The sequence below is a fragment of the Spirosoma rhododendri genome (assembly GCF_012849055.1).
GTDB lineage: Bacteria > Bacteroidota > Bacteroidia > Cytophagales > Spirosomataceae > Spirosoma > Spirosoma rhododendri.
In genome coordinates this window covers 3,978,254-4,002,101 of sequence record NZ_CP051677.1, presented here as the reverse complement: position 1 = coordinate 4,002,101, position 23,848 = coordinate 3,978,254, and the positions used below count along the sequence as shown (strand labels likewise).

The following is a 23,848-nucleotide window of genomic DNA, read 5'->3' as shown; positions in this document are numbered from 1 at the left end:
CGACAGCAGAAACACTGTCGTCTCCTTTCTTTTTAACGATATTCCATCTGAAACGCCGGGCTGATCTGCCCCTGCTTACCCGACGTTACGTCGTGAAGAAAGACGCAGGATAAAGGCAGTGCAACCAAACTGTCTTTTATCTTGCGTCTTTTCTCGTTCTTCTCACTCTCGCATGATTCAGTCCGTCCGTCACGAGTATAATGCGGCTTTTTCGCCCGAACGCTACCAGGCTTTTCTCGACGCTATCGAGCACGACCTGCCCGGTCAGCTGGATTTCCGCGTTGCCGAAACCCCCGTCTTTGTCCCTAAACAGCTAACCGACAAGCTGCGCCGGGCCTGCGACGACATCGTCGACGTGATTACGCGGGATGACTTTAAAGCCCTGACGGACAAGGCCATTCCCACTGGTCAGCTGGTGCCAAACGAAGGAGACGATCACACGCAATTTCTGGCCGTTGATTTTGCCGTCTGCCGCGACGAAGCCGGTGAACTGACGCCACAACTCATCGAATTGCAGGGCTTCCCGTCGCTCTATTGCTTTCAGCCGTATCTGGCCGGTCAGTTTCGGGCGCACTTTCCTATCCCCGACAACCTGTCGCACCTGTTCAATGTCGATACCAATGAGCAGTACATCGATCGGCTGCGCGAGATGATCGTCGGCGACCTGAACCCGGAGGAGGTCATTCTGCTGGAAATTTACCCGGAGAAACAGAAAACCCGCATCGACTTCGCCCTGACGGAGCAGTATCTGGGCGTTAAGGCGGTATGCCTGACTAAAATTCAGAAGCAGGGGCGGCAGCTCGTCTACGAACGCGACGGGCGCACAGTGCCCATCAAACGCATCTACAACCGGCTGATCTTCGACGATCTGCAAAACTTCCCGGACCTAACCACCGAATTTCACCTGACCGACGCCGACGTCGATGTGGAGTGGGTTGGGCACCCAAACTGGTTTTTCCGGATCAGCAAATACATGCTGCCTTTGCTCGACAGCCCGTTTGTCCCGGCCAGCCATTACCTGTCTGACCTGACCGAGTACCCCGCCGACCTGAACAATTACGTGCTGAAGCCCCTATTCTCTTTTGCAGGCAGCGGGGTAAATCTGCACGTAACCCCCGCCGACCTCGACGCGATCCCCGAATCGCAGCGGCACGGCTACCTGCTTCAGCGCAAGGTGCAATACGACCCCGTCATTCAGTCGCCGGATGGGCAGGTCAAGTGCGAAATCCGGATGCTGTTTATCTGGCCCAAAACCGACCCCCGCCCCACCCTCTTGACCAACCTGAGCCGCCTGAGCCGGGGCGAAATGATCGGCGTCCGGTTCAACAAAGACTTCGACTGGGTGGGCGGCACGGTCTGCTTTTTCGAGCAGTAACAGCTAAACCCGCCCACGGGTTTCTCTACTCACCGGTAGCCACTGATGCTGAACAGAGCCAAACAAAAACGCCGACGGAATACCCTTTGGAAAGAGACTCCGTCGGCGCAATCGGCCCGCTCACCTGAATTTTACAAATTGTCCGGAACAGCTGGCATCAGCAGAATGCAAATCAAGGCGTTGACCGTGGCTGTAGTCGTACAGGTACGGGGTTAGAACGCATACCGCAGCGTTACGCCGTAGGTGCGTGGGTCGCCCAGCACCGCTCCGTACTGACCCGAGTTGCCGGGTGCGGGCAGTAGCTGCTCAAAATAGTTCTGATTCAGCAGGTTGCGGCTCCAGATAAAGATCGACGTACCGTTGGATGCCCGGAACCCGACGCGGGCATTGGCCAGGGCATACCCGTCGATGTTGAGATACTGCGAGGGCGACGGGCTCGACGAGAACGACGAGCGGTAGTACCCATCGGCAGCGAAGAAGTACCGGCCGTCCTGCGCCAGAAACTTACCGGCTCCGCTAAGTTCGCCACCCAGCGAACCGGCCCATTTGGAGATACCGGGCAACGCCCCCCCGAGATATCCTTGAACGCCTGCTCACCACCCGTTTCTTCGAGCGGCACCGGCGCATTGGTAAACGTGATGTACTTCCCATCGGTGTACGCCACCGACCCGTACAACGACAGCCGACTGCCGAACCGAACATTTCCGTCGACTTCAACACCCCGCACCCGCACCTTCTCGGCATTGGCCAGGTACCCCCGGTTTACGCCCGGTTCAGGTGTCTGCACCTGCGTCTGGTAATCGCGGATATCGCTGTTATGGAACACCACGTTCAGGGTCGTATTGGGGGTAGGTCGGGTTTTAATGCCCACTTCGTAATGCCGCACCGCTTCCGGCTTTACCCGCGCCAGCTCGGTCAGTACGCGGCCGTTGGCGGTGGGCAGGCCCCCGATGTTGATACCCACCGGCTTGTAACTCACCGAATAGGTAGCGAACGTGTTCAGTCGGTTGCTGGCTTTGTACTGAAGTGTCAGCTGACCGGAGAAGTTGGTTTCGTCGACGTTGGTATCGAACGCCTGATTGGTGTAAACCAGGTTTTTGAGCGCCAGCAGGGCCGGGTCGGTGGTTTGCAGCCCGCCGTACGTTACCCGGTTGTAGTTAGCCACCTTCTTGTCGTAATTGTAGCGCAGACCGGGCAACACGTGCAGCTTGTCGCTGAGCGCCCAGTCGATCTGACCGAACACAGCGGCCGAGGTACTGCGCAGCCGGTTGGTGGTGCGGATACCGAAGCCGTCGAATAGGCCCGGCGTTTTCCAGAGGGCACTCGTGGTACTTTGCGCAAACCGCCACTGCGCAGCGCCCGCTTCTTCGGTCTGCACCGGGTCCGACTGTAGATCCTGGTAGAGATAGTAGAGCCCGGCTACCCCACTCACCCGTTCAGAGAAGGTACCGGCGTACCGGATTTCCTGCGAGTACTGGTCGTGTTTGGAGTTGCCCGCCGAAACGGTGAAGACCGGCAGCCCGATGTAATCACGGTCATTGAGCGGATCCCACTTCCAGTACCGCCAGGCCGTCGTGCTGGTCAGCGTGCCCGGCCCGAGTTTGATGTCGGCGTTGAGCGATACACCACCCAGCTGGTTGTTGGCCTTCGAGGGCGTATCCTGATCGATGATCCGGTCGAACGGGTTTTGCGACGGCACGGTATAGCCCAGATCGGCGATGATGTTGTTGAACTGACGGTAAGCGGCCCGTTTGGTTGTCACAGCACCGGCATACACCACGGCGTAGCCAACGGGTTTCTGGTCGGTAACGTCGCCGGTCAGCGTCAGGCGTACCTTATCAGAGGGCGTGTACAGCAGCTGCCCCCGAAAGCCGAGGTTATTGAGTGAATTGACCAGCTGATTCGTCCGGATGTTGGTCAGCGTTCCGTTGCGCTGCGTACCGGAAAACGACGCCCGGGCGGCAAATTTACGACCCAACGGCCCCGTGATAGACGCTTTCGCCTGCACGTAGTTGTAGTTGCCGTAGCTAACCTCGAAGGTAGCGCCCGGCGTAAAGCTGGCCCCCCGCGTAGTGATGTTGAAGGCCCCGGCGGTGGTGTTTTTGCCGAACAGGGTACCCTGCGGTCCGCGTAGTACTTCGATCTGGTCGATGTCCACAAAGTCGAGCGCAGTCACGGCCGGACGGGCGTAGTACACCCCGTCTACGTAGAACCCAACCCCCGGATCGATACCGTCGTTGGTCAGCCCGAAGGTCGAGCCGAGGCCCCGGATGTTGAGCGTCGTGTTGCGCGGGTTCGACGAATACAGCTGCACCGAAGGCACCAGTTCCTTGACCCGGTTGACGTTGAACGCCCCGGCATCGTCGACCAGTGGGCCGCGCAACACCGAAATCGGGATGGGTACGTTCTGCGACGATTCCTGCCGACGCCGGGAGGTGATCGTCACGTCGGCGAGCTGACTAGCCGTTTCTTCCAGTTTGATCTCGGCACCGTCCTGACTCAGCACCGTTTCCTGGGTCTGGTAGCCGATGTAGGAAACGATGATGGTGAATGGTAGCTTTTGCCCCGTAATGAGGGTAAACTGGCCGTTCTGGTTTGTTGATCCGCCGTTCGTTGTTCCTTTGATGGTTACGGTAGCGCCGATCAGGTGATTACTCGTGCGGGCATCGATCACCGTTCCCGTCACGGTGGCATTGATAACAGGGGCATTCTGGGCGGTCAGCCAGTGCGGCACGACCAGTAGAGCGGCCAGGACGACCGTCGTAAAGAATTGATTCATAACAGGTTGTATTGGTAAATTTATGCGTAGTGAATGCTATGTAGTGGCCGCCCGCTGCGTGACCTGTATCACCCCCCTGGCAAGCTGCAACCGCTGGTCGATCTGCGCCAGCTGCCGACAGTCGGTTACCTGCACGGTAAACTGCCCCGTCGAGCGCACACCATCCGCTTCGAATGATGCCTGCGCAATACGGGTCTGCTCCGCCCCTACAGCCGCCAGCACATCACTGACGAACTGCACCCGGTCGAAGCCAACTACGGTGAAAACGGTATGCCCGTGGGGGGAAACAAGTGCGGTAGGTACCATAGCTAGAGCGCGTTGCAAAGTCCGGTATGGTCGGTAAAGCCCTCGAAATTCTCGTCCAGAAAATGATAGCGGATTTGCTGGCTGGCGTCGATCACATAGAGCGCCGGGATGTAAACCTCCTCCGAAATCCCCGAAATACGGTCCCAGATCGGGTCGGTTTCGGCGTACACGCCAAACTGCTGGGCCACGGCTTTATCGGCGTCGTACACAACCGTCATCGGGGCTTGCAGGGCCACCGGGGGCAGGTACCGGGGGTGTTCATTGGCAAACACGAGCAGTTGTCCGCCCGCCCGCTCGACCTGATCGGCCAGCTGGATCAGCGTAGCCAGAAACGGGTCGGCGTAGCGGCCCCAGCATGGGCAGTAGAACCCCACCACCACCGGCCGCTGCTTTACCAGCTGGCGCAGCGTCAGCAGGTGCGCCTGCCCGGCGGTCTGGGGGTTGGCCGTGGCCCAGTACCCGGCGGTGTTGGCAATAGAAATCAGGGGGGCGCTGTCGCCCGTGTGCAGGGGTTGTACGCGTTCAACTGGCTGGCGGTCTTTTACCACCCGTACCTGAATATCGCCCAGCTCATTGACTAATTCCAGTGTCATATTCCAAGTCGTTTTAATGCTCTATCGGTTGTCGTTTACTGCCTGTTTTGATAAATCCCAGTACTCCCGGTACTAGATAGATTAGTAGTACTTTTAATCTATTGAAGTGGTAGGGTTTGCAAATAAAGTGCTAGATTGCCCACGCTTCCAAACAATGGACTATAATTTTTCTGTGAACGATGATCTCAAAACGAGCGAAATACGCCATGAAGGCGCTAATCAGACTGACCGAAGAATACGGCAAAGGACCACTGATGATCAGTGAGTTGGCGAAGCAGGCACAGATTCCGCAACGCTTCCTGGAGGCCATTTTACTCGATATGCGCAACCACGGATTATTGCACAGCCAGAAAGGAAAAGGCGGAGGCTACATGCTGCGGGTCGAGCCGGAGCGGGTTAATCTGGCGCAGGTATTACGGATTATCGACGGCCCGATTGCCCCGACACCCTGTGTCTCCAAAAATTTTTACGTGCGCTGCGATGATTGTACCGACGAAGAAACCTGCCGTATCCGATCGGTGATGATACAGGTGCGGGATGCCAACCTGGCGGTTTACGAAACCATTTCATTGAAAGCACTGACGACCCTGACACCGCTTACCTCCGCGTTGACGGATAGCGAAACAGCCCCCGCCTGATTTTATTCGTCGGATTACCTGTAGCAGTAACGGCTGTTGGCAGTTCGCTACAGCGTGCTGCCCTGTTTGCGAAACTGGGCGGGCGATATACCTTTCTCGCGCCGGAACAGCTTCATAAAATAAGTCAGGTTGTTGAAACCACAGTTCAGGCTAATGTCGGCCAGGCAGCGGTTGGTTGTGCGGAGTAGCTTCGACGCCAGATCGATACGCTGCTGATTGATGTAGTCGACGGGCGTCAGGCCGAAGGTTTGCTTGAAGGTGCGGTAAAAGTTGGGCTCGCTCATGCAGGCTTCGTCGGCCAGCTCGCGAATGTGCAGGCTCCGGCTCAGGTGCTGGTTGATGTATTGGGCGACGTGGGCCAGCCGGTTCACGCTCGCCACCGCAGCGCCCTCCGTCAGCAGCAGGGCGCGGGCCTGCGTCTGCATCAGCCGCACGACCAGTTCCTGCAAGACCAGATTGGCGAAGACGTCTTTGGCTTTGTTGTTTTCCGTGAATATGTACACCAGCCGGGCGATAAGCTGATGGATCGGTTCGTCGTTGGTCAGGAAAAAATTGGTTTGCCCAAACTGCCAGCCCTGCGCATTATCGACCAGCGGAGCCCGGTCGTTGAGCAGATCCGTTACCTGTTTCACCTTGTCGGCGTCGATGGCGAGGGCCAGGCACTGCGTCGGGTTCTGGGTCTGCGCTTCCGGAAAATCGATCCGCATCATTTCCTGACTCGGCACGATGACCGACTCACCGGGCAGCAGATCGAAGGCGGGGGTGTTGGGCAGGTGCATCACTTTCTTGCCCCGAATCATACTCGCCAGTACCGGACTGGCAAACGTCAACTCGACTTTTTCGGCGATGTGCTGCGTCTCGTAGATGTTCAGCTCAGCCGCATCGATGGTGTAGGCCGTACGATTTTCGACTTCCTGCTCCAGCCGCCGGGAATGGAGATGCCGGTTGATGTCGAACGGGGACGACTGTATACGATTCATAAACAGATTAGGTCAGCAACGTACACGCGTAAAAGGTAAACCGGGACTCTAATCTAACCGTTTCTCACTGATTATCAAGCCACAAATAGTACAAAATAAATGTCGGGTATAATCTTTATGAGCCTGGCTGGTTCCTTACGCCCGCTATTCTTTGATAGAATCGTATAATCAAACGATACAATCGCTCAACCGAAACTGGTACAATTCAAGCAAAATTTGTGCTGATTTAACGAATAACCCCTTTTCTTAATCGCATGGAAACGCTCGAACTAGTTGAGACACACGTCAACCGGCCCAAGTTCAAATCGCACTACGACAATTATATCGGGGGTAAATGGGTACCGCCCCTCGATGGTGAATACTTCGACAACGAGTCGCCGGTCGATGGTAGTCTGATCGCCAAAATGCCGCGCTCCAAAGCTGCCGATATCGACATGGCCGTTGATGCGGCACATAAGGCGTTTGCCACCTGGTCAAAAACCTCAGCAACGGAGCGGAGCAACATTCTGCTCAAAATTGCCGACGTGATCGAGAAGAATCTGGAGTTTCTGGCCCGCGTCGAAACGGTCGAAAACGGCAAGGCGCTACGCGAGACGATGGCGGCCGACCTGCCCCTCTGCGTCGACCATTTCCGGTACTTCGCCGGGGTAATCCGGGCGGAGGAAGGCACCGCCACCGAGCTTAACGAAACGACGCTGTCGCTGATTATCAAGGAGCCCATCGGCGTTGTCGGGCAGATTATTCCGTGGAATTTTCCGCTGCTTATGGCGACCTGGAAGCTGGCACCCGCCCTGGCGGCTGGCTGCTGCGTGGTCATCAAACCCGCCGAGCAAACGCCTACCTCGCTGGCCGTGCTGTTTGAACTGCTGGAAGGCATTGTGCCGCCGGGGGTCGTCAACATCGTGCAGGGTTTCGGCGTGGAAGCGGGCAAGCCGCTGGCGCAGCACAAGCGCATCAACAAAGTAGCCTTCACGGGCGAAACCACGACGGGTCGACTCATCATGCAGTACGCGTCGGACAACCTGATTCCGGTGACGATGGAGCTGGGCGGTAAATCGCCGAACATCTTCATGAAATCGGTCGCCGATGCCGACGACGAGTTTTTTGATAAGTGCGTGGAAGGAGCCGTGATGTTTGCGCTCAATCAGGGCGAAATCTGCACCTGCCCTTCCCGGCTACTCGTCCACGAAGATATTTATGACAAGTTCATGGAGCGGGTTATTCAGCGCACGGAAGCCATCAAACTCGGCCACCCGCTCGACCCCGACACGATGATGGGTGCGCAGGCCAGCAACGATCAGTACGAGAAGATCCTGTCGTACATCGACATTGGCAAGCAGGAAGGGGCCGAAGTGCTGACGGGTGGTGAAGCGGGCCGATCCGTCGAAGGCGGCTACTACATCAAGCCAACGATTTTCCGGGGCAACAACAAGATGCGCATTTTCCAGGAAGAGATTTTCGGACCGGTGCTGTCGGTAACGACGTTTAAAGACGCCGACGAAGCCGTAGCCATTGCCAACGACACGCTCTACGGGCTGGGTGCGGGCTTCTGGTCGCGGGATGCGCATGAGCTGTACACCATCCCCCGGCAGATTCAGGCGGGTCGCGTGTGGGTCAACTGCTACCACGACTACCCGGCCCACGCGCCGTTTGGTGGCTACAAGAAGTCGGGCTTCGGGCGGGAAAACCACCTGATGATGCTCAACCACTACCGCCAGACCAAAAACATGCTGATCTCCTACAGCAAAAACAAATTAGGATTCTTTTGATTAAAGAGTGAAAGAGCGAAAGAATGAAAGAGCGAATGCTCTTGAGCCAACCTTTCGCTCTTTCACTCATTCATTCTTTCGCTCTTTACTTATGGTTCGCCTGACTGTACTTTACCCCAAGACTGCTGATAGTACGTTTGATATGGATTACTATCTCGATACGCACATTCCACTTGTGAAGGAGCGGCTAACCCATCACGGGCTGGTGGGCGTCGATCTACAGGAGGGGCTGTCGGGTGGTGGACCCGGTGATCTGCCGACTTACGCCATGATTACGGGTTTGATTTTCAACACAACCGATGAGCTATCGGCGGGGATGGGCGTACACGGCCCCGAACTGCTGGGCGACATTCCCAACTTCACCGATCAGCAGCCGCTCACGCAGGTCTGCCGGTCGATCTGATTAGCCGCAGTTTCCGCCAATGACCACGCAAACGACTTCCCGTATTGACATTACGCCCGCAGCTTCGGCTGTGATCGACACGCTGCGCCAGCGCAACGGACCGCTGATGTTTCACCAGAGTGGGGGATGTTGCGATGGCTCGTCGCCGATGTGCTTTGCCGAGGGCGACTTCCGTATCGGCCCGTCGGACGTGCGGCTGGGGCAGATCGACGGCTGCGACTTCTGGATGTCGGACGATCAGTTTGAGTACTGGAAACACACGCACCTGACCATCGACGTGACGCCGGGCCGGGGAGCCAGTTTTTCGCTGGAAATCCCGATGGGGGTCCGGTTTATGATTCGCTCCCGGCTATTCACCGAAGCCGAATACGCCAGCCTGCCGCCAGTGGAGCGGGGGGTTTAAGGTTTAAAGTTGGCTGACGCACATAACCTTAAACATTAGACTTTAGACCTTAAACGTCGATTTCACTGAAAACGCAGAAGGCCCAATCGTCTGATTGGGCCTTCTGCGTTTTCAGTGAAATCGACTAACTATACACTTCCAGTTCGCGCTGCTGCGCTTCGTGGGCGGCTTTGATCTTCAGGTTGTATACCGTGATCGGGCTACCGAAGGTGTACATCCAGGCTTCCTTCAGGTTCTTCGACTGCCGAACGTCGCTGACGATGTCGTTCAGTTCGTGAAAGTTGATGTGCAGCGGATTAGCCTTCTTGTCGATATTGGTCGTGATACCGTAGATAACCTGCTCTTCTTCCGGCGTATAAGTGTTGAAAATACGGTCCCAGAAGATGAACGTAGCACCGAAGTTTTTGTCGATGTATTTCTCCTGCGAGCCGTGGTGAACGCGGTGGTTCGAGGGCGTCGCGAAGATGTATTCGAGTACCGGGTGCAAGCGCCGGATGTACTCGGTATGCTGCAAAAACTGGAACAGCGTGGCCAGTTGGTTCGTCACGAAGAAGATGACCGGGTGGAAGCCGAACAGCATCACCGGCATAAAGAAAATGACTTTGATGTGCTGAATCCAGCTCAAGCGGTACGACACCGTTAGGTTGTAGTGCTCGGCCGAGTGGTGCACGACGTGCGTAGCCCAGAACAGCCGCGACTCGTGCGACACGCGGTGCGCCCAATAGCTGGCCAGGTCGTAGATGATGTAGCACGGAATAAGCGTCCACCAGTTGAGTTCCATCCGCCAGGGCACCAGGTTATAGACCAGAACCGTCAGGTAAATCAGGCCGAACTTGAGCGCGGCCGATACAACCAGACTGCCCAGCCCCACCAGTGTTGAGCCGATGGTTTCGTCTTTACTATAATGATCGTGGTCGTTGTGGTGCGAGAACCACATCTCCAGACCCGTCAGCAAAAGCATCACGGGTACTGCCCAAACAATGAGGTTGGGGGCCGTTTTGCTGAGTTCAACGATCTGTTCGTTCGAGATTTCCGGAGCGCCAAAGATCGTTCCTTCGGGCAAAAGATTCTTGATAAAATCCATACAACTAATTGAGTAATAAAGGGGAACGCATCAATCACAGGCTACCGCACAACCGCTCCCTCAACAAATATAGGTCAGGAACCTAACCTATCCGACACATTTGTTTTAACTAATTGACAGTCAATAGCTTTAATAAGAGTATGTGTCCGGTCTGGATTAAAACGTTTTAATGAGTACTGCTTAAACCAGTGCCCTAGTCGGCCGGTTCTATGCAATGACCTTACTTCTAGTACGTTGTCGCACCCTGATTTGTTTCATCCGGCCGCTTATGCCCGGCTTAGCATTAGGCGGGTTCGGCGTACAAAAATGGGCATTCGGACAGATCAGTTTTCCACCTTATTAAATACGTTTCAGCTTTGACTCGACAACGCTACCCGGTATGAAAAACCCATTATTTACCTTACTCATCGTTAGCTCAACCCTCTGCGCCACCGCCACACTGGCTCAGTATCCGGGTAGCAACCCCGCCGGGCGGCCCGCCGGGACCCGTCCGGGCGGGGCCAATCCAGGCGGGGCACCCTCCGATTCGTTGCCAGCGGGTCGCCCCGCCCCTGCCGGTCCGACGCAGGAAGCAGCTCCGCGCGGCAATGCCAAAGTCACGGGTGTCCTGATCGATTCGGTCAGCAACAAACCCGTTGAGTTTGCGACCGTCGCGCTGCTCAGCCCCCCATCGACCAAGCCTATCGACGGTACGACGACCGATGATAAGGGGCGATTCACCATTACCAAGCTAGCCCCCGGTCGTTACCGGCTGCAACTGTCGTTTATCGGTTACCGTGACCGCTTTACGGCCCCGTTCACCGTAGACCGGGGCGGTACGGCAGATCTGGGTAGTCTGAAACTATCCCCCGACACCCGAACGCTGGCCGAAGTAAACGTGGTGGGGCAGGCCGCACAGATCGAGGAGAAAGTCGACCGGCTGATCTACAATGCCGACCGCGACATCACTGCCAAAGGGGGCGATGCCAGCGACATTCTCCGCAAAGTACCGATGCTGTCGGTCGATATGGACGGCAACGTGACGCTGCGGGGTAGCAGCAACATCCGGGTGCTCATCAACAACAAGCCCAGCACGATCGTGGCCAGTAGCGTAGCCGACGCGCTGAAGCAGATTCCGGCCGATCAGATCAAAACAGTTGAGGTGATTACCAGCCCATCGGCCAAGTACGACGCCGAAGGATCAGGCGGTATCATCAACATCGTGCTGAAGAAAAACAACTTGCAGGGTACGACGCTGAACATCGACGGTGGTGTGGGTAACCGGGGGACCAACCTGAGCCTGAACGGTAACCTGCGCACCGGCAAGATGGGCTTTTCGATTGGCGGCTTCGGCCGGGCCGAATACAACGTACGGGGCTCTTTCCTGAACGATCAGACGACACGCAACTACAATCTGGCCACCAATACCTTCTCGGACCCAACCCGGACCCTGCAATCGGCCAACACGCTTAGCCAACGGCTGTTTGGCAACTACCAGCTGGGCTGGGACTGGGACATCGACAAAACATCGTCGATCACGGCCAGCCTGCGCTACGGTGCCCGCAACGGCATTCAGAATCAGTACAACCTGCTGACCGAAACCTACCAGCCCAATGGCTATTTCCCCACGCGCAGTGATCGTAACGTAGAGACGAAAGATCTGTCGGGGACGGTCGACGCCAACATCACGTACACCAAGACCTACAAGCCGCAGAAAGAACTCAGTGTGCTGGCGCTGTTTAGCCGCAACAACCGGACGAACAACTTCGTAGCCGATATCTTGAGCAATACTGACTTCCAGACGATTACGTCGCGGCAGCGCAACGACAACCTGAGCTACAACCAGGAATCGAACCTGCAAGTTGATTACCAAACACCGATCAAAGACAACCAGTTGTTTGAAATTGGGGCGAAGGGCGTGTTCCGGGACGTCAACAGTCAGTACCAGTATTTTATCGCGACCGGTGCCGACGGCGGTTATCAGGTCGATGGCACCCGCCCCGACAATACGCTGATTTACACGCAAAACATTGCCGCTTCGTATCTGTCGTACACGTATACCAGCAAAACGAAGTACACGATCAAGGCGGGTATGCGCTATGAGTACACCTTTGTCAACGCCCGCTTCAGCCGGGAAGCCAGCAACACGGCGGATTCCATTCCAAACTACGGTACGCTGGTGCCCAGCATCAACATCTCGAAGGCGCTGAAAGGTGGCAAGATCATCAAACTGGCGTATAACCGACGGATTCAGCGGCCGGGTATTCAGTTCCTGAACCCCAACCTCAACACGTCGAACCCGACTAACATCACGCAGGGTAACCCGTATCTGTCGCCCGAATTCACCGACAACATCGAGTTCGGAACAAGCACCAACATCAAAGGTCTGTACGTAAACGCGACACTGTTTGCCCGCCGGACAACCGGTGAAATCACGGCGGTACGTGAAGTAACGGCCGTAACGGGCCAAACCTTCGGAGACGTCGTGAACCCGGTGTTTCAGCAGGCCATCAAAACCACTTACCAGAACATCGGCTATCAGGACGCCTACGGGCTGAACCTGTTCCTCAACGGAACGCTCTTCTCGAAACTACAAATCGGTGGCGGGGTCGATTTTTACCACGTCAGCCTGACCAACAACAGCGCCAGCCCGATCTACAACGCGACGAACTCCGGCTGGGTATTGGGTGGCCGTGCCAACGCCAGCCTGTCGCTGCCCAACGGGTTTGCGTTCCAGATCTTCGCCGGTGGCCGGGGTCGGCAGGTGCAGTTGCAGGGCTACCAGGGCGGTATGTATTTCTACAGCATCGGTGCCCGGAAGGAATTCAACGATAAGAAAAGCAGCATAGGGCTGGCGGCAGAAAACATCTTTAACCACCCGTTCACCCAGCGCACCGAACTATCGTCGCCCATTCTGACGCAGAATTCCAGCAACAATTTCTACAACGCGGGTGTCCGGCTGACGTTTAGCCACCGCCTTGGGAAGATGAGCGTCGATGGCGGTAACCGACGCCGTCGGCGGGGTAATGGCGACGACAGCGACCAGAAAGAAGGCGAAGGCGAACAGGGCGGTGGTCAGCAGGGAGGTGCTCCACAGGGCGGAAACGGCGGGGGCGCTCCTCGTGCTCCCCGTAGCGGTAAGTAATGAATGCAACCCTATAAGATGGCCCAAACCAGTAGGTTTGGGCCATCTTTATACGTTATAGTCTCACGTACCAGCAGCTATCTGTTTGTAACGGCCATGCCGAAGAAAGCCCGACGCCGAATCGCTCGTTCTGTCTTTTTCTCGTTACTGATTCTGATTGTGACGGGCCTGTTGTTCTTTGTCAAAACAGGGTTACCACTCGTCAATAAACTACTGTGCAACCTGTCTCACGCCCGTCAGCATACGGCAACTGACCGCCCTGCCGACTAGTCATGTAGCCGTCAATAGTGTCGGGAGTAGTACCGGCACAAACCTACCGCTTAATCAACAGCGGTTATTTTTTGACCACATAGTAAACTCTGTTGACTAAATAACGGTTGCTTACGGAGAATACAACTACTGAATACGACCATGACTGTTTATCTGCGGACCACGCTGATACTGGCCTTCCTGCTCGCGGGACTGACCGGTATCGGCCTGGCCCAGACTACGTACACCATCTCGGGCCGCGTCACCGATGCGGCTACCGGCGAGGGTGTTCCGTTCGCCAGCCTCGCTTTAAAAGGCAGTACCAGCGGCACTACATCCGACGTCGACGGGCGCTACAGCCTCCGCGTTGGCAAACTGACCGACTCGCTGCTGGTGCAGAGTCTGGGCTACCGAACCCGCGCCTATGCCCTCCTCCCCCAGCCCGCCCAGACCATCGACGCGCAGCTAACGGCAGCAGCTAACCGGCTGGAGGAAGTGAAAGTATACGCCAAAGGGGGCGACCCGGCCTACCGGGTGCTGCGTGAAGTAGTGCGCCGACGCGATCAGTTCAATCCGGCCCGGCTGGCGGGGTTTGAGTTCGACAGCTACACCAAGATTGAAGGCTACATCAACAACTTCGGCACGAAACGAAAGAACAACCGGCGGCCCGGCCCGGTCAGTCGGTTGCTGGGTAAGTTGCCCGCCGTCACCGACGACAATGGCCAACCCGCCGTGCCGGTGTTTATTTCGGAAACGGTGTCTAACGTCTACACTCGCTCGAACCCCGACCGCACAAAGGAGCACATCCGCAAATCGCGGGTGTCGGGCGTGGGGGTCAGTGATGGGAGCCTGATTGCCCAGCTGACGGGCGCGTCGTTTCAGCAGTACAATTTCTACCGCAACTCGCTCAACATTTTCCGCAAAGACCTCCCCTCGCCAATCGGCAGTCAGTGGGAAACGGTCTACACCTTCCGGCTGAAAGACACGGTACAGATCGACGGAGCGCCCTGTTACGAGATTGAGTTTACGCCCAAGCGCGCCACCGATCTGGCCTTTACCGGTACCGTCTGGATCGACACACTACAACTGGCCCTGACGCAGGTCGACGCGCTGGTCGACAAGCGGGCCAACATCAACTTCGTCGACGAACTGCACATCGAGCAAAGCTGGGAAACCACCGCATCCGGCACCCGCTTCCCGACCCAGACCCACCTCACCATCGACACCGACGAGCCGACCCCGCGCGCGCCGGGTGCGCTGATCCGGTTTCTGACCACGGCCCGCAACGTGAGCCTGACAGAGCCGCACGACGCGGCTTTCTACAACCCATCCATCGAACTGGCCGACGACTACAAACAGACCGACGCGGCCTACTGGCAGAATGCCCGGCCGGAATCGCTGTCGCCCGACGAGTTCAAAGCCATCCGGGTCGTCGATTCGGTGCGCAACGTACCGCTGATTAAACTAGCCGGAGAGGTTATCAAGCTGGGTGTGCTGGGCTATAAACCCATTGAGAAATGGAACATCGACATCGGCCCGTTGCTGTATTCCTACGCGAACAATAGTGTCGAAGGCAACCGGTTTCGGCTGGGCATGCGTACCAACACCGGGTTCAGCCGCAAATGGCTGCTGAGCGGCTATCTGGCATACGGCACCCTCGATCAGCAGGTTAAGTACAGCGCGCAGGCCGAGTACATCGTCAGCCGCAAGCCCTGGACGGTGATTGGTGCCCGGCGTACTTACGATCTGGAACGCGTGGGCATTTCCGCCGACAACATCGGGGGTAACTCCCTGTTTGCGGCTTACTCCCGCTTTGGTACTATCCGCCGACCATACTTCCAAGAGGATAATCTGGTATACGCCCGGCGCGAGCTGGGCGCGGGATTCACGCAGACGCTGGCCCTGCGCAACCGCACGTTTGAACCGCTGTTCCCCTTCGCCTTCCAGCCCCAGACCCGCGACAACGATCAGTCGGTGCGGAGCAGCTACCGAACCACCGAGATCGTTTCCGAAACGCGCTTCGCCCCCGACGAGGTACTACTCCAGAACGACAACGTGCGGGTCAGTGCCGGGGCTATTCGTAAGCCAATTTTTACGCTGCGCTACACCCTCGGCCTGCGCGACGTACTGGGCAGCGACTTCGCCTATCAACGCGTATCGCTGACGATGAAGCACTCGTTTCGCATGGGCGTGCTGGGCCGGACGTACTACACCGTCGGCGCGGGGCTGATTCCGTCGACGGTACCGTATCCGCTGCTATACACGCCACTGGGCAACGAATCGTCGTTCTACGTCAGCAACGCCTACAACCTGATGAACTACTTCGAGTTTGTCTGCGATCGCTGGGCAAGCGTACAGTTCGAGCACAACTTTGGCGGGCTGCTGTTCAACCGATTGCCGGTGCTGCGGCAGTTGAAATGGCGCGAAGTCATAACGGCCAACGTGCTGGTGGGTGGCGTATCATCAGCCAACCTGTCGGCCATTCCCGCCACCGACGCACAGGGCAATACCGTCGAGGGCTTTAGTTCGTTTGGCCGCACGCCCTACGTTGAGGTTGGCTACGGCATCGACAATATTTTCAAAGTCCTGCGCGTCGACTTCCTCCACCGGCTCACATACCGCGACAACCTGACCCGCACCGGCATTCCCGTTACGCCCTTTGCCGTCAAATTCTCCGGCTGGCTGGCGTTCTGATGGTTTAACGTTTTTAGTTCAACGTTTAAGGTTTGACCGCCTTCGCTGGTAATGAAGTGTTGACAAACAACAAAGCCCGCCTGAAAACCAGACGGGCTTTGTGGTGATTGACCTAGTGGCTTATTTAGCCGCCAGCTTCTGGGCAATCTCAGCGGTGTGTTTACCCTGGAAACGTGCGCCTTCCAGCTCGTTTTCGCTGGGCTGGCGCTCACCCTGACCACCTGCCACCGTGCTTGCTCCGTAGGGTGTACCGCCGGTTACTTCCGTGTGGCCCATCTGCCCCTGCCAGGCGTAGGGTAGCCCCACGATCACAAAGCCGTGGTGCAGCATCTCGGTATGGAAGGCGCGAAGGGTTTCTTCCTGGCCCCCGTGCTGGGTGGCCGTGCTGACAAACGCCCCACCTACTTTACCAACCAGCGCGCCCTTGGCCCACAAACCGCCCGTGCTGTCCATGAAGGACTGCATCTGACCGCAAAGGTTACCATAACGGGTGGGTGTACCGAACAGGATAGCGTCGTACTCAACCAGTTCGTCGGGTGTGACGACCGGCAGGTGAGCGAACGCTTTCTGAGCAGCCGTTGCTCCGGTTTTTTCGAGTATGTCGGCGGGTAGCGTTTCGGGTACGCGTTTGACAACTACTTCATTGCCTTCGACCTGACGGGCACCTTCTGCAATAGCTTCTGCCAGCGTCCAGACGTGGCCATAGGTGGAATAAAATACGACAAGCGTTTTCATAATTCGGAGTAATGCGTTACTTGAAAGAAACAGCAATGTCAACAACCCGATAAATGGCTTTGTTAGAGCCAATGCATAAATAGACCCACTTATGAACGTAACGTCTGTCACAGGTGGGTCTATTTGTTGGCATTCTATCTCGCCATTACCCGTTACTGACAGTGCAGTCTGAACGCAGCAGTGGCCATTCAGGAAACCAAAAACACTACTCCGACCGGAGCGATTTGACGGGGTTGGCCAGCGCAGCCCGGATACTTTGTACGCTGATGGTTAGCAGCGCAATGAGTACCGCCACCAGTCCCGCCAGTGCGAAGATCCACCACGACACCTCGACCCGGTAGGCAAAGCTCTGGAGCCACCGATTCATGCCGTAGTACGCCAGTGGGCTGGCAACAACGATAGCCACGAGCACCAGTTTCAGGAAGTCTTTCGAGAGCAATGCTACCACGCTCACGACCGATGCACCCAGCACTTTCCGAACGCCGATTTCTTTGGTGCGCTGCCGGGCCAGAAACGACGCCAGACCGAACAGCCCCAGACAGGCGATGAAGATCGCCAGCCCGGCAAAGACGCCCAGAATGGTTTGTTGACGCAGATCGGCCTGGTACGTCTGATCGAACTGCTCATCCAGAAACCGATAGTCAAACGGATAGGCAGGCTTCGTTTTGGCGTACAGGGCGGTGACCGCTTCTACGCCCGCCTGTACGTCGCCGGGTTTCAGCCGAACCAGCCCTACCCGCTGATCGTCGCTAGGCTCAATAACCAGCGGCTCGATATGCTCGCGGAGCGACAGGAAGTTGAAATCCTCAACCACGCCAATAACGGTCTGACGTGTGCTGTCGCGCAGGGTGTTCTTCAGCCATTTGCCGATGGCTTGTTGCGGTGTCCAGCCCAGTTTAGCCGCTGCCGTGCGATTTAACAGAAGTGCTTGTGTGCTGTCGGTGGCGAATGCCGGCGACAAATCCCGCCCGGCGATAATCTTCAGGTTCAGCGTTTTTACGTAGTCGAAATCGACGAACTCGGTACGGCCCCGCCACCGCTCGTCATGCCCCTCTACGTCGAACATCTGCGCGTCGAAATACCCGCCCGGCTCGCCCGACATCAGCGACACGTTCGACACCTGGCTCTGGCCCAACAGGTCGCCTTTGCGCTGGGTAAGAAAGTTGTAGATGTCTTCGTTCTCGATGGGAATGACCATCGTCTGGGCGCTGTTGTAGCCCAGTTCCTTGTGTTTGAGGTAGTGCAGTTGCCGCGTTACGATGGCCATACCCAGCATCAGCACGATCGAAATGCTGAACTGAATCACGACCAGCACCTGCCGGAACGACGTGCTGCCCCGGCCCAGGCGAAGCTTTCCTTTCAGTGCCTGTATGGGCGAAAAAGCGGCCAGCACAAATGCCGGGTAGCTACCCGCCAGGAAACCGGTTACGACGATGATACCAATCAGAAACAGGGTGATCGGCAACGCGTAGGCCGTCAGTTGAATCGGTTGCCCCAGCAATTGGACATAGGCCGGTAGCGCCAACGCCACCAGTCCGACGGCCAGGCCGCAGGAAAGCGTAGTCAGCAGCACCGATTCGCCGATAAACTGCCACACCAGATGCTGTTTGACGGCGCCCAACACCTTACGGACGCCAATCTCGCGCGACCGCTCCATCGCCCGAACCGTCGACAGGTTCATGAAATTGATGCAGGCTACCAGCAGAATGAGTGCGGCAATCGACAGGAAGAGATACACGACTTTTTTATCGCCGTGTTTCAGGTTATCAAACGCGCCCTGTTCAAAGTAAATGTCGTCCAGCGGGGTCAGCGACAGCGAGAAGCGGAAACCGAACTGCTTCATAACGGGTCCCATGTACTTCTGCATGAAGCCCGGCAGGCTGCGTTCGACCTGCGCCAGACTAGCTGACGGAGCCAGCTGCACATAGGTGAACACGGCATTGTTGATCCACTGCGTCATGTACGGGTCGGCCTTGTAGTTGGCCAGTGGCACCACCAGATCGAAGCTCAGGTGCGAGCTGGTCGGTACGTCCTGCGCGATGCCCGTTACTTTCAGCGGCAGGTTCTTATCGAGTTTAACAAGTTGACCGAAGGCTTTATCGATACTACCGAAGTATTTACGCGCCGTCGACTCCGTCAGCACCACACTCCCCGGATTGGTAAGCGCCGTTGCGGCATCGCCCCTGAGCAGCGGAAACGAGAATAGCTGAAAAAAATCAGGGTCGGCATCGATGGCCTTTCGTTCGTAGAACGACTTATTCTGACTCGTCACCAGCGCGTTTGTCTGGCGCACGCGCACGGCCCGGCTGATCTGCCCCTTGAAATCGTTCAGCAGCGCGGGTCCGTACGGCCCCGACAGATAAGCAACGGATATCGACTTGCCTTCTTCGTCAATGTTCCGCATGACGCGATAAATCGACGCCCGGTTCCGGTGAAACTGGTCGACGCTGTACTCGTTCATGATGAACAGAAAAATCAGCAGACAACTGGCAATACCAATCGACAAACCCAGCAGGTTTATGAGTGAAAATACTTTGTTCTGGATCAGGTTGCGCCAGGCGATTTTGAGATAGTTGCGTACCATACGGGTCAGAAAAGAGAAAGCTCGGCCAACATAAGTCAACTCCTGTGCCACCAACGCCATTGGCCCTTTCTGGCCTCTGAAGGCCATTTTCGGTGCGTACGCCTGTCCACTAGCGGACAAGGTCGTTCGTAACTGGACAAGCCGTAGCGTTGCTCCAACCACCATTTCGTTGCCGCGCACCCGCAATCGACAGAAACGTACTACCCAAGTAAAAATGCGTAGATTGGTCGGTACAAACCTTCCCTACCATGAACTTCACCTATCGTCTGGCTACGCAGGACGACCTGGCCGACATCGTTGCCCTGCTGGCCGACGACGCGCTGGGCGCCAGTCGGGAACAGTACCAGCTTCCTCTCCCCACGGCCTATCTACAGGCATTCGACGCCATCAGCCGCGACGGCAATCAGGAATTGACTGTAGTCGAATACAAGGGCGAACTCATCGCTACCTTCCAGCTAACGTTTATTCCGTATCTGACCTATCAGGGCGGTATCCGGGCGCAGATCGAAGCCGTGCGCGTCAAATCGACTTACCGGGGGCAGGGCGTCGGTACCGCGCTATTTCAGTATGCCATCCAGCGGGCCACGGAGCGAGGTGCCCACGTGCTGCAACTAACGACGGATAAAAAACGACCCGACGCGAAACGCTTTTACGAATCGCTCGGCTTTGTCGACTCGCACGAAGGCATGAAGCTTCACTTAGCCCGGTAACCTCTTTTCTCCCAACCAACTCACTCACTAGTGATGAGCCGACTCATCGACCTCTCCAAGCCCATTCGCTATAATGCGCAGGACCCGTGGTTTATGCGGGTTAAGATCAAACACAAGCCGCACCAGAAAGCCCGTTGGCTGATCCGGCTGCTGGGCCTGCCTTTCCGACTGTTTCCGCCCCGCTTCATCGGCTGGGCCGACGATACGATTCAGTCGATGGGTGTTCACGCGACGACTCACCTCGACGCCCCCTGGCATTACGCGCCGGAAGTAGCCGGGCAACCGGCCAAAACCATCGATCAGATTCCGCTGGACTGGTGCTATGGCGACGGCGTTGTTGTCGACATGAGCCACAAAGCCGATTTCGATCCCATCACAGCTGCCGATGTGCAACAGGCATTGCAACAGACAAACGTCAGCCTGAAACCGGGCATGATCGTGCTGATTCGGACGGGTCGGGCGCGCTTTAACGGGCAGAAAAACTTTGCCGAAGTCGGGACCGGCATGAGCGCGGAAGCCACGCGCTGGCTCATTGAGCAGGGCATCAAGGTGATGGGGATCGACCAATGGGGCTGGGACCTGCCCCTGCCGTACATGATCAAACAGGCCAAACTACGGGGCGACCAAAACCTGTTCTGGGAAGGGCATCTGGTCGGTCAGGAGCACGAGTACTGCCACATGGAGCAACTCGTAAACCTGGAATCGCTACCCACAACCGGCTTTAAAGTCTGCGTATTTCCGCTGAAAATCGTCGGCGCATCGGCCGCACCCGCCCGCGTCGTAGCGATTCTGGATGACCCCACGGTAACCGAATAGCCGGGTCGGTCATCTAGCTAAACCACTCTGGCAGTGCTCTTACGCAAATGGAAGTAGCGTTACTGATTGGAGGCCTTTTTACCCCTAAAGTCCCCTGAAGGGGACTTTACTCGCCAGTGAGCAAAGTCCCCTTCAGGGGATTTAGGGGTAAAGAGGCCCCCACAAAAAGCCAGTCAAATAAATACATACAAAGCCCTTGCAAGGGCGGTACAAGCCAGCCTACCCCTGAAACCGCTCCAGTACCTGATCGACCGTCAGGTGTTCCAGCGACGGGGCTACCATATCGGCTTGCGTCAGTACGTCGGGCGAGCCCAGTCCGACGGTGTGCATACCACCCCGTTTCCCGGCTTCGATACCAGCTACGGCATCTTCAAACACGACGCATTCGTCGGGTTGCACCTCCAGTTCGGCGGCTCCTTTGGTAAACACTTCCGGATCGGGTTTTCCCTTGCTGATCTTGTTGCCGTCGATGATCGCATCGAACACTTCGCCCATACCGATGCGCTCCAGGATCAGGGGCGCATTCTTGCTGACGGAACCAAGTGCCGTCTTTAGTCCTGCCTTACGTACTTGCGAGAAAAACGGCGCGACACCCGGCAGAATATCGTCCGGCGTCATCCGGCTGACCAATTCCAGATACCACTCGTTTTTCTGGGTGGCCAGTTCCTGCTTCCGCTCGTCAGATAGTGTTTGTCCACCTTCAGCCAGAATCAGGTCGAGCGATTCCATGCGGCTGACACCTTTCAGCCGTTCGTTAAACTCTTCCGAAATATCGAATCCCAGTTCGTTGGCCAATCGGCGCCATGCCTGGTAGTGGTAAATCGCGGTGTCGACGATAACGCCGTCGAGATCAAATAAGAATGCCTTGATGGCCATGTAGTGCAAACGGTTTGTCGGGCAAAAGTAACCGATCGAGTTGCATGTACAGTTATCGCAGACTCGCTCGCTGTTTGTCAACGTCTATTATTCCCCGGATGTTCGCATTCCATGTGATAGCGGCTACCGTAGTCTGTCTGCTCCGTTACGATGCCGTTCATCAATCAGCGAACAGGTGGCGCCCCGTTTTTTATGTCGCCCATTTGGCACGAAAGCCAACGATTGGGCCATAGACTGGAATTGCGAACAACATGCCAACCTAGTATGTATATTGGTTACGTAAAGTAATTGCTTACTCAATTTGCCACTCGACGTTATGTTTATCAAAGTTGAAACGAAAGACAAAGAACCGATAGCCTTGAATGTTTACAACATCGTAGCTATCGTCCCGAGCGAACAAGGAAGTATAATCTGTTGTAACGGCCCCGTCTGCGGCCAAAGTGGCACGATGTCGATGGAAGTACCCCACTTGCTGGCAGATCTCATGTGGGCCGTCGAGCAGGGGCGGAATTACCCGATTGTTACGGTTCCGTGAGAATCCATAAACGATCGTATCAGACGCTTCGATTCTAAACACTTCCTATGAAGTTTCCCTAGCTGTGCTCTACCCTCTTTACAGCTTGTTTACCCCCAGCCCCCTGAGAGGTTGTTTGGGGAAGCATAATCCGGCTCAAAATAGCCTTTTTTGTCATCCTGAGCCTGCGAAGGATCTTCGGTAGCAGGCGGTTTATTTGCTTTTATCGAAGATCCCTCTTGTCGTCGGGATGACAAAAAAGACATTTTTGAGCCGGATTATGCTTCCCCAAACAACCTCTCAGGGGCTGGGGGTAGATCAGCCGGAGAAAATTAATAGCTACCAGAGCCAGTTCGAGAACTCAACAAAATAGAATACAATCTTCAACCCCTACCGCAGTTGCACATTACCGGTTCGGTAGGGCGTTAGCTGGGGCGACTCAGCGGGTAATTCAGTAATGAGATAGTCGATCTGTTGCAGGTCGGCTATTTTCATGCGCATTACGCTGTTCAGCTTCTCGGAGATCGCCAAAACCGCAACTTTTGCAGACGCCTGGATCATGGCTTTCTTGGCCTGCACGGTTTCCCAGTCAGAGTCGGTCAGGCCACTACGGGCGTCGATGGCGTTGGTACCGATAATGCACAGGTCGGCCCGGAACTCCGACAACCGCTGATACACTTCGCCCCCCACGCTCATCTGACTGTAGCGCGAAATCTGTCCGCCGATCATGATGATCTCCAGATTCGGCTTGTCCATCAGCTCAACCGCCGTCAGTGGGTTGACCGTTACGAACGTTGCCCGTAGGTCCGCCGGAATGAGCTTGATCAGTTCCCGAATCGTGGTGCCCCCACCGATCAGAATCAACATGCCATTCTGTAGCAGAGGAAGGCATTTTTCGGCGATCGTGCGCTTGTCCTGATGCCCGTATGTTTCCTGTACGGCTGATGTATGGTGGTAGGCTTTCGACATCGCCCCACCCCGAATTTTGATCAGCTTTCCTTCGTCGGCCAGCTCATTAATATCGCGCCGGATGGTGTCTTCGGATACATTGAGCGTACTGGCCAGGTCACCCAAATAAACACGGGTGTGCAGATTAATCTGTTTGAGCAGCATCTCCTTGCGCTCCTCTTTCACTAAGACAATAGACGGATCGGTCGCCAGCATGGAATAACTACGGGTAATAGATCAGATGTAGGGGCAAAGATCAACTATTTAC

General features: G+C 56.2%; 18 protein-coding genes and 1 pseudogene. 10 read left to right on the top strand and 9 right to left on the bottom strand.

The annotated features are described in order from the left end of the window. Positions 1-172 precede the first annotated feature (172 nt). Positions 173-1,375: a hypothetical protein gene (locus tag HH216_RS16575; protein ID WP_169551813.1), complete on the top strand. Its 1,203-nt coding sequence runs from the start codon at positions 173-175 to the stop codon at positions 1,373-1,375. A 212-nt stretch (positions 1,376-1,587) separates the two neighbouring features. Here HH216_RS16575 and HH216_RS16570 read toward each other — a convergent pair. From HH216_RS16570 to HH216_RS16560, 3 genes and pseudogenes are all read right to left on the bottom strand, one after another. Then, positions 1,588-4,154: pseudogene (locus HH216_RS16570) on the bottom strand (TonB-dependent receptor). A gap of 36 nt (positions 4,155-4,190) precedes the next feature. Further along, positions 4,191-4,460, bottom strand: coding sequence for an ACT domain-containing protein (locus HH216_RS16565; protein WP_169551812.1), 270 nt, complete (start codon positions 4,458-4,460; stop codon positions 4,191-4,193). Between the two features lie 2 nt (positions 4,461-4,462). Then, positions 4,463-5,053, bottom strand: coding sequence for a redoxin domain-containing protein (locus HH216_RS16560; RefSeq protein ID WP_169551811.1), 591 nt, complete (start codon positions 5,051-5,053; stop codon positions 4,463-4,465). Positions 5,054-5,232: 179 nt separating this feature from the next. On the opposite strand from HH216_RS16560, the gene HH216_RS16555 reads away from it, so the two are divergent. Then, positions 5,233-5,691: an RrF2 family transcriptional regulator gene (locus HH216_RS16555; protein ID WP_169551810.1), complete on the top strand. Its 459-nt coding sequence runs from the start codon at positions 5,233-5,235 to the stop codon at positions 5,689-5,691. A gap of 47 nt (positions 5,692-5,738) precedes the next feature. Here the strand turns inward: HH216_RS16555 and HH216_RS16550 are convergent, their stop codons facing one another. Further along, positions 5,739-6,671 (bottom strand): AraC family transcriptional regulator, encoded by a 933-nt coding sequence (locus tag HH216_RS16550; RefSeq protein WP_169551809.1) that lies wholly within the window; start codon positions 6,669-6,671, stop codon positions 5,739-5,741. 254 nt (positions 6,672-6,925) lie between these two features. Here HH216_RS16550 and HH216_RS16545 point away from each other — a divergent pair, with 254 nt between their 5' ends. The 3 genes from HH216_RS16545 to HH216_RS16535 all read left to right on the top strand — a co-directional run bounded on the left by HH216_RS16545 (position 6,926) and on the right by HH216_RS16535 (position 9,246). Further along, positions 6,926-8,440: an aldehyde dehydrogenase family protein gene (locus HH216_RS16545; RefSeq protein WP_169551808.1), complete on the top strand. Its 1,515-nt coding sequence runs from the start codon at positions 6,926-6,928 to the stop codon at positions 8,438-8,440. Between the two features lie 91 nt (positions 8,441-8,531). Further along, positions 8,532-8,843 (top strand): EthD family reductase, encoded by a 312-nt coding sequence (locus HH216_RS16540; protein ID WP_169551807.1) that lies wholly within the window; start codon positions 8,532-8,534, stop codon positions 8,841-8,843. Positions 8,844-8,862: 19 nt separating this feature from the next. Then, positions 8,863-9,246, top strand: coding sequence for a DUF779 domain-containing protein (locus tag HH216_RS16535; protein WP_169551806.1), 384 nt, complete (start codon positions 8,863-8,865; stop codon positions 9,244-9,246). A 124-nt stretch (positions 9,247-9,370) separates the two neighbouring features. On the opposite strand, the gene HH216_RS16530 is transcribed toward HH216_RS16535, so the two are convergent. Then, positions 9,371-10,330 (bottom strand): sterol desaturase family protein, encoded by a 960-nt coding sequence (locus HH216_RS16530; RefSeq protein ID WP_254448468.1) that lies wholly within the window; start codon positions 10,328-10,330, stop codon positions 9,371-9,373. 379 nt (positions 10,331-10,709) lie between these two features. Here HH216_RS16530 and HH216_RS16525 point away from each other — a divergent pair, with 379 nt between their 5' ends. The 3 genes from HH216_RS16525 (at position 10,710) to HH216_RS16515 (ending at position 16,397) form a co-directional block, all read left to right on the top strand. Continuing rightward, a complete protein-coding gene (locus tag HH216_RS16525; RefSeq protein WP_169551805.1) occupies positions 10,710-13,454 on the top strand; it encodes a TonB-dependent receptor domain-containing protein in 2,745 nt (914 codons plus the stop codon). Positions 13,455-13,550: 96 nt separating this feature from the next. Continuing rightward, on the top strand, positions 13,551-13,724 hold the full coding sequence (locus HH216_RS16520) for a hypothetical protein (protein ID WP_169551804.1): 174 nt from the start codon (positions 13,551-13,553) through the stop codon (positions 13,722-13,724). A 141-nt stretch (positions 13,725-13,865) separates the two neighbouring features. Then, positions 13,866-16,397 (top strand): DUF5686 and carboxypeptidase-like regulatory domain-containing protein, encoded by a 2,532-nt coding sequence (locus HH216_RS16515; RefSeq protein ID WP_169551803.1) that lies wholly within the window; start codon positions 13,866-13,868, stop codon positions 16,395-16,397. 120 nt (positions 16,398-16,517) lie between these two features. On the opposite strand, the gene wrbA is transcribed toward HH216_RS16515, so the two are convergent. Both wrbA and HH216_RS16505 read right to left on the bottom strand, forming a co-directional pair. Then, positions 16,518-17,132 carry an NAD(P)H:quinone oxidoreductase gene (wrbA, locus tag HH216_RS16510; RefSeq protein ID WP_169551802.1) on the bottom strand — a complete coding sequence of 205 codons (615 nt, stop codon included), beginning with the start codon at positions 17,130-17,132 and terminating at the stop codon, positions 16,518-16,520. Positions 17,133-17,337: 205 nt separating this feature from the next. Further along, positions 17,338-19,716 (bottom strand): ABC transporter permease, encoded by a 2,379-nt coding sequence (locus HH216_RS16505; protein ID WP_169551801.1) that lies wholly within the window; start codon positions 19,714-19,716, stop codon positions 17,338-17,340. 248 nt (positions 19,717-19,964) lie between these two features. On the opposite strand from HH216_RS16505, the gene HH216_RS16500 reads away from it, so the two are divergent. After that, entirely contained in the window at positions 19,965-20,426 is a 462-nt protein-coding gene (locus tag HH216_RS16500; protein ID WP_169551800.1) for a GNAT family N-acetyltransferase, read from the top strand. A 33-nt stretch (positions 20,427-20,459) separates the two neighbouring features. Then, positions 20,460-21,242, top strand: coding sequence for a cyclase family protein (locus HH216_RS16495; RefSeq protein ID WP_169551799.1), 783 nt, complete (start codon positions 20,460-20,462; stop codon positions 21,240-21,242). Positions 21,243-21,461: 219 nt separating this feature from the next. Here HH216_RS16495 and pgmB read toward each other — a convergent pair whose 3' ends face one another. Further along, complete coding sequence (gene pgmB / locus HH216_RS16490; protein ID WP_169551798.1) at positions 21,462-22,118, bottom strand: beta-phosphoglucomutase; 657 nt, start codon at positions 22,116-22,118, stop codon at positions 21,462-21,464. 904 nt (positions 22,119-23,022) lie between these two features. Continuing rightward, positions 23,023-23,796: a DeoR/GlpR family DNA-binding transcription regulator gene (locus tag HH216_RS16485; protein ID WP_169551797.1), complete on the bottom strand. Its 774-nt coding sequence runs from the start codon at positions 23,794-23,796 to the stop codon at positions 23,023-23,025. Between the last annotated feature and the right edge of the window lie 52 nt (positions 23,797-23,848).

What these genes read in the sequence shown, in the direction of transcription:
- HH216_RS16515 (WP_169551803.1), top strand. Translation starts at nt 13,866, where the DNA reads ATGACTGTTTATCTGCGGACCACGCTGATACTGGCCTTCCTGCTCGCG.
- HH216_RS16505 (WP_169551801.1), bottom strand. Translation starts at nt 19,716, where the DNA reads ATGGTACGCAACTATCTCAAAATCGCCTGGCGCAACCTGATCCAGAAC.
- HH216_RS16485 (WP_169551797.1), bottom strand. Translation starts at nt 23,796, where the DNA reads ATGCTGGCGACCGATCCGTCTATTGTCTTAGTGAAAGAGGAGCGCAAG.
- HH216_RS16530 (WP_254448468.1), bottom strand. Translation starts at nt 10,330, where the DNA reads ATGGATTTTATCAAGAATCTTTTGCCCGAAGGAACGATCTTTGGCGCT.
- HH216_RS16520 (WP_169551804.1), top strand. Translation starts at nt 13,551, where the DNA reads ATGCCGAAGAAAGCCCGACGCCGAATCGCTCGTTCTGTCTTTTTCTCG.
- HH216_RS16555 (WP_169551810.1), top strand. Translation starts at nt 5,233, where the DNA reads ATGATCTCAAAACGAGCGAAATACGCCATGAAGGCGCTAATCAGACTG.
- HH216_RS16575 (WP_169551813.1), top strand. Translation starts at nt 173, where the DNA reads ATGATTCAGTCCGTCCGTCACGAGTATAATGCGGCTTTTTCGCCCGAA.
- HH216_RS16550 (WP_169551809.1), bottom strand. Translation starts at nt 6,671, where the DNA reads ATGAATCGTATACAGTCGTCCCCGTTCGACATCAACCGGCATCTCCAT.
- HH216_RS16535 (WP_169551806.1), top strand. Translation starts at nt 8,863, where the DNA reads ATGACCACGCAAACGACTTCCCGTATTGACATTACGCCCGCAGCTTCG.
- pgmB (WP_169551798.1), bottom strand. Translation starts at nt 22,118, where the DNA reads ATGGCCATCAAGGCATTCTTATTTGATCTCGACGGCGTTATCGTCGAC.
- wrbA (WP_169551802.1), bottom strand. Translation starts at nt 17,132, where the DNA reads ATGAAAACGCTTGTCGTATTTTATTCCACCTATGGCCACGTCTGGACG.
- HH216_RS16500 (WP_169551800.1), top strand. Translation starts at nt 19,965, where the DNA reads ATGAACTTCACCTATCGTCTGGCTACGCAGGACGACCTGGCCGACATC.
- HH216_RS16560 (WP_169551811.1), bottom strand. Translation starts at nt 5,053, where the DNA reads ATGACACTGGAATTAGTCAATGAGCTGGGCGATATTCAGGTACGGGTG.
- HH216_RS16495 (WP_169551799.1), top strand. Translation starts at nt 20,460, where the DNA reads ATGAGCCGACTCATCGACCTCTCCAAGCCCATTCGCTATAATGCGCAG.
- HH216_RS16540 (WP_169551807.1), top strand. Translation starts at nt 8,532, where the DNA reads ATGGTTCGCCTGACTGTACTTTACCCCAAGACTGCTGATAGTACGTTT.
- HH216_RS16545 (WP_169551808.1), top strand. Translation starts at nt 6,926, where the DNA reads ATGGAAACGCTCGAACTAGTTGAGACACACGTCAACCGGCCCAAGTTC.
- HH216_RS16565 (WP_169551812.1), bottom strand. Translation starts at nt 4,460, where the DNA reads ATGGTACCTACCGCACTTGTTTCCCCCCACGGGCATACCGTTTTCACC.
- HH216_RS16525 (WP_169551805.1), top strand. Translation starts at nt 10,710, where the DNA reads ATGAAAAACCCATTATTTACCTTACTCATCGTTAGCTCAACCCTCTGC.